This window comes from Bacteroides sp., assembly GCF_019417265.1.
Classification (GTDB): Bacteria; Bacteroidota; Bacteroidia; order Bacteroidales; family Bacteroidaceae; genus Phocaeicola.
In genome coordinates this window covers 23233-29232 of the sequence record NZ_DXVR01000026.1, presented here as the reverse complement: position 1 = coordinate 29232, position 6000 = coordinate 23233, and the positions used below count along the sequence as shown (strand labels likewise).

General features: G+C 40.6%; 5 protein-coding genes. All 5 read left to right on the top strand.

All coding sequences use genetic code 11. The features are described from left to right. Positions 1-282: 282 nt before the first annotated feature. Complete coding sequence (locus tag QZ379_RS05215) at positions 283-666, top strand: START-like domain-containing protein (RefSeq protein WP_291559018.1); 384 nt, start codon at positions 283-285, stop codon at positions 664-666. Between the two features lie 85 nt (positions 667-751). After that, positions 752-2650, top strand: a complete 1899-nt coding sequence (locus tag QZ379_RS05210) for an LptF/LptG family permease (protein ID WP_291559024.1) — start codon at positions 752-754, stop codon at positions 2648-2650. Between the two features lie 5 nt (positions 2651-2655). Then, a complete protein-coding gene (locus QZ379_RS05205; protein ID WP_291559016.1) occupies positions 2656-3870 on the top strand; it encodes a bifunctional 3,4-dihydroxy-2-butanone-4-phosphate synthase/GTP cyclohydrolase II in 1215 nt (404 codons plus the stop codon). 18 nt (positions 3871-3888) lie between these two features. Then, positions 3889-4602 carry a Bax inhibitor-1/YccA family protein gene (locus QZ379_RS05200; RefSeq protein WP_291559014.1) on the top strand — a complete coding sequence of 238 codons (714 nt, stop codon included), beginning with the start codon at positions 3889-3891 and terminating at the stop codon, positions 4600-4602. A 115-nt stretch (positions 4603-4717) separates the two neighbouring features. Further along, complete coding sequence (locus QZ379_RS05195) at positions 4718-5911, top strand: pyridoxal phosphate-dependent aminotransferase (RefSeq protein ID WP_291559012.1); 1194 nt, start codon at positions 4718-4720, stop codon at positions 5909-5911. Positions 5912-6000: the final 89 nt, after the last annotated feature.

Genomic DNA, 6000 nt, shown 5'->3' with positions numbered 1-6000 from the left:
GATTGCGGGTGCAAAAGTATGACTATTTTTTTTATCATGCAAATATTTTGGAACTTTTTTCTCTAAAAAAAACGATTCGGCGTTTACTTTAAAACGACGAAGCGTTTTGTTTCAAATGACGAAACGTTCTTAAAACGAGTATAATACACCTCTGAAAGCACCCAATAACCGTCCGAACTATGTTGTATAATATAGAATTTATTATACCGATAGTCAAAAAAAATAGTTTAATTTGCCACCAAAACCTAAAAATCATAAAAATAAAACACAAACGAACAGAAAATGAAAAAGAAATTAAAAATAGAATATTCTTTAAATCCTACTTCAGGAATAATATTATGGAATGCAATAAGTACACCGGCCGGCCTTGAAAGATGGTTTGCCGACAAAGTGACAAGAAACGGAAAAGTATTCACATTCCACTGGAGGAAAACAGAAACACGAGATGCAGAAATAACAAACTTCCGCTCCGAATCTTTCATTAAATTTCACTGGAAAGACGATGATGACCCAAAATCTTTTTTTGAATTCAAGATTCTGTATAATGAATTGACTGCAGACAATATACTCGAAGTCACCGACTGTGTGGAACCGGAAGATGAAGATGATACCGTCAATCTCTGGAACTCACAAATAGACGTACTGAAGAGAGTTTTCGGTTTATGAACCGCATATATTTAAAAATATACAAAACATTACTCCCTATCAATTATTTTATGCTATTTTTGCAACATAAAACAAAAAGATGGGAATATTACGTTTGAAAAAATTAGATATATTCGTTCTAAAGAGTTTTATGTTACTCTTTGCCGGAACGTTCTTCATATGCTTGTTCATCTTCATGATGCAATTCTTGTGGAAATATGTCGATGAACTGGTCGGAAAGGGACTTGAGCTGGACATCCTGGCACAATTCTTTTTTCTGTCTGCACTTACCCTTATACCTCTGTCACTTCCATTGGCTATACTGCTTGCAGCCCTTATGACATTCGGTAATTTCGGAGAAAGATACGAATTACTGTCCATGAAGGCCGCAGGCATTCCACTTTTGAGAATAATGCGCCCTATCGCAGTAATGTGTCTTATATTGGGCCTGACTTCATTCTATTTCCAGAATGTAATAGGTCCGAAAGCCCAAAAGCAGCTGTGGACATTATTAGTGTCAATGAAGCAGAAATCACCGGAAGTAGACATTCCGGAAAAAGTATTCTACTCCGACATAGAAGGATATAATATCTATGTAAACAAGAAAGACCGTGAAATGGGTATTCTGAAAGATGTTCTGATTTACAACTTATCGGACGGATTTGAAAACGCCCGCATAATATGGGCTGAAGAAGGAAAACTGGAACTGACTGCCGACAAGAAGCATCTGTATCTGCACCTTTACAACGGTGAGCTGTTCGAAAATCTGAAATCACAGAATATAGACTCAAAAAATGTGCCATACCGCAGGGAAACGTTCATCGAGAAGCATTCGCTCATAGACTTCGATGCCGAATTCAACATGGTGGACGGAAGCTTCCTGAACAGACGTTCGGACATCAAGAACATGAATGAGCTAACAGCTACGATAGACTCATTGACCACCTATACAGACAGTGTGGGAAGGGCTATGTATAATGAAATCATGGCATCTACATACAAAGACACTGACTTGAGCAAATCCGATTCAATAAAAATCAAAGAACAGAATCTTACATATATAAATACTGACAGTATCTTCCGCTCGCTGAGTTCGGATGAAAAACTTAAGACACTGTCTTCTACAGAAAGAAGAATGTCGTCTATCAGCTCAGACTGGAGCATGAAATCGTTTGTGACACAAGATAACGACAAAAGCATTCGTTCTCATACTTCCGACTGGCACAAGAAGATAACCCTGTCATTCGCCTGTGTATTCTTCTTCTTTATCGGCGCCCCATTAGGAGCTATCATAAGAAAAGGAGGATTAGGTATGCCGGTAGTTATATCCGTACTGATGTTCATTCTGTATTATATCATCGACTCCGGTGCTACACGTGTGGCCAAGAGTGGTGAGATGAACATCATTCTCGGCACATGGATGAGTAGTCTGGTGCTGGCACCTTTGGGAGCATTCCTTACCTACAAGTCGAACAAAGACTCCGTGGTATTCAACATAGACGTGTATAAGGCATTCTTCAGAAAAATATTCGGAATCAGACAGTCAAGACATATTTTCAGGAAGGAAGTCATCATTTTCACTCCGGACTATGCACAGATATGCGACAAGCTTGATAACATATGCCGCGAATGTGAGGATTATGCGGCTACGCACAAACTGTTAGGACTGCCAAATTATTATAAGATTTTCACAAATCATACTCACGACGACCATATCAAGGAAATCAGCCAACAGCTGGAAAGCGTGATAGAAGAACTTTCAAACTCGAAAGACGGAGTAATTCTGAACAATATGAACAACTATCCGTTTTTATTTATTAAAGCACACAAGAGCGTATCGGACAAGATATGGCTCAACATTTTATTAGGAATCATAGTCCCTGCCGGTATAATAATATGGCTCAATATATGGAAACATAGAATTATACTCGACAAAGATTTGAAAATAATTATAAAGACGAGCAGAAACATTCAGGAAATAATAAGAACAAACATATTACAATAGAAATTATGGACAAAGTCAAACTGAACACAATCGAAGAAGCAATAGAAGATTTTCGTAAAGGTGAAATTGTCATAGTAGTAGACGATGAAGACCGCGAAAACGAAGGCGATATGATAGTTGCGGCAGAACTTATCACACCGGAGAAAGTAAATTTCATGCTGAAACATGCGAGAGGAGTACTATGTGCTCCAATAACTTTATCAAGATGCGACGAACTGGATTTGCCAAGACAGGTATCTAACAATACATCAATACTTGGCACACCGTTCACAGTAACAATCGATAAGTTGGAAGGCTGTACCACAGGTGTTTCTGCTGCCGACAGAGCTGCTACAATACAGGCACTTGCCGACCCTAACTCAAAACCGGAAACTTTCGGACGTCCGGGACACATCAATCCATTGTATGCACAGGACAAGGGCGTACTCCGCAGAGCAGGACATACAGAGGCTTCAATCGACCTTGCACGTCTGGCAGGACTATACCCGGCTGCAGCACTTATGGAGGTAATGAACGAGGACGGAACTATGGCGCGTCTGCCTGAACTGAGAAAAATGGCAGATGAATTCGGCTTCAAACTGATTTCGATAGCAGACCTTATAGCATATCGTCTGAAACAGGAATCACTCGTGGAAAAAGGTGTAGAAGTGGATATGCCTACAGAACACGGACACTTCAGACTGATTCCTTTCCGCCAGAAGAGCAACGGACTTGAACATGTAGCAATGATAAAAGGAAGCTTCACTCCTGCCGAACCTGTTCTGGTGAGAGTTCACTCTTCATGCGCTACAGGTGACATTTTCGGTTCTATGAGATGCGACTGCGGCGAACAGCTTCACAAGGCAATGGAACTCATAGACAAAGAAGGAAAGGGAGCCGTAATCTACCTTAACCAGGAAGGAAGAGGCATAGGACTGATGGAAAAAATGAAAGCATACAAACTTCAGGAAGAAGGTATGGACACTGTAGATGCAAACATCTGCCTCGGACATCAGGCTGACGAACGCGACTATGGTGTAGGTGCACAGATTCTTAGAGAAATAGGTATCACAAAAATGCGTCTTCTCACTAACAATCCTGTCAAAAGAGTGGGTCTTGAGGCTTACGGACTGGAAATAGTAGAAAACGTGCCTATCGAAGTTACACCTAATGAATTCAACGAGAGATATCTGCATACTAAAAAGGAACGTATGGGACATACTCTCCATTTCAACAAATAAAAAACAATTGTACACATTATGAATATACTTGAAACTAAAGACCTTGTAAAAAACACTTACGAATCAAAGGTTGCACAGAATGCACTGATGCGCAGCGTCTATACATGGATGACTCTCGCACTGGCAATAACAGGACTTACAGCTATGTACATGGCTAAATCGTTGACTTTCATCAACACCATGACACAGAACTCGATGTTGTTCTGGGGAATACTTATAGCTGAAGTTGTACTGGTAATGTATATGACAGCAAGAATAAACAAAATCAGTTTTACTACTGCAACACTGCTGTTCATTGCCTACTCTATCCTAAACGGTGTGACACTATCCGTACTGTTTTTAGTGTACACAATGAGCTCCATAGCAACAACATTCTTCGTTACGGCAGGCACATTCGGAGTGATGGCTGTCTTCGGATACATAACAAAGAAAGACCTGACACGCATCGGAAGCCTTTGTATCATGGGAGTCATAGGTATCATCATAGCATCTGTGGTAAATATGTTCCTGCATAACTCCATGATGGATATGATAATCTCTTACGTGGGAGTATTGCTCTTCATCGGACTCACAGCATACGATGCACAGAAAATAAAACGTCTCCTGAGCGGCGATGACATAGAAGTGAACGAATCGACTCAGAAAATCGCACTCTTAGGTGCACTGACACTCTATTTGGACTTCATAAATCTGTTCATCTACCTCCTCAGAATATTGGGAGACAGAAAGTAAATCAAATGCCGCCAAAAGCGGCATTTTTTTATTTTCAAAGCTGTTTCTTTTGCGTATTTCATAAGAAATAGCTTATTTTGCAGAATAATTCAACATTTAAACAAGGACTATAACAATGAATCAACTTTCAGATCGTTTGAACAGCCTGTCGCCATCGGCTACATTGGCTATGTCACAGAAGAGTAGCGAATTAAAAGCGCAAGGTATTGACGTAATCAACCTTAGTGTAGGTGAACCTGACTTCAACACACCGGACCACATCAAAGAAGCTGCAAAGAAAGCTATTGATGAGAACTTCTCTCGTTATTCTCCAGTTCCGGGATATCCTGCACTTCGCAATGCCATAGTTGAAAAACTTAAAAAAGAAAACGGACTTGAATATACTGCTGCACAAATCAGCTGTGCAAACGGTGCTAAACAGTCAGTTTGTAACGTGATTATGGCCCTTATAAACAAAGGTGATGAAGTAATTGTTCCTGCACCTTACTGGGTAAGCTACCCTGAAATGGTAAAATTGGCGGAAGGTACTCCGGTTATCGTAAGCGCAGGCATAGAACAGGACTTCAAGATTACTCCTGAACAGCTTGAAGCTACTATCACTCCTAACACACGTGCACTTATCCTGTGTTCTCCTTCTAACCCAACAGGTTCTGTTTACACAAAAGAAGAATTGGCAGGATTGGCTGCAGTACTTGCCAAGCACGAACGTGTTATCGTAATTGCTGACGAAATCTACGAACATATCAATTATATCGGAAAGCATCAGAGCATCGCACAGTTTGCTGAAATCAAAGACCGCGTAGTTATCGTAAACGGTGTTTCAAAAGCATATGCGATGACAGGATGGCGTATCGGTTTCATCGCCGGTCCGGAATGGATTGTAAAAGGCGTAAACAAACTTCAGGGTCAGTACACTTCAGGTCCATGCTCTGTTTCTCAGAAAGCTGCCGAAGCTGCATATACCGGAACTCAGGAACCTGTTGAAGAAATGCGTAAGGCATTCGAACGCCGTCGTGACCTTATCGTTAAATTGGCTAAGGAAATTCCTGGATTCGAAGTTAACAATCCGCAAGGAGCATTCTATCTGTTCCCTAAATGTGATTCTTTCTTCGGCAAGAAGGATGGCGACAGAGTAATAAACAACTCTGACGATTTGGCTATGTATCTTCTTGAAGTCGGCCATGTGGCATGCGTAGGTGGTACATCATTCGGTGCTCCCGAATGTATCCGTATGAGCTACGCTACTTCTGACGAAAACATAGTAGAATCTATGCGCAGAATCAAAGAGACATTGGCTCGTTTGAAATAATAATATACCCACTGTATAAAGTTACTCAACTGAGTACAAACGAATACAAAAAGGCCCGGTCATTGAAATTTTCATCAATTTTCGGGTCT

Coding starts and splice junctions, on each gene's coding strand:
- QZ379_RS05215 (WP_291559018.1), top strand. CDS start 283: ATGAAAAAGAAATTAAAAATAGAATATTCTTTAAATCCTACTTCAGGA.
- QZ379_RS05205 (WP_291559016.1), top strand. CDS start 2,656: ATGGACAAAGTCAAACTGAACACAATCGAAGAAGCAATAGAAGATTTT.
- QZ379_RS05200 (WP_291559014.1), top strand. CDS start 3,889: ATGAATATACTTGAAACTAAAGACCTTGTAAAAAACACTTACGAATCA.
- QZ379_RS05195 (WP_291559012.1), top strand. CDS start 4,718: ATGAATCAACTTTCAGATCGTTTGAACAGCCTGTCGCCATCGGCTACA.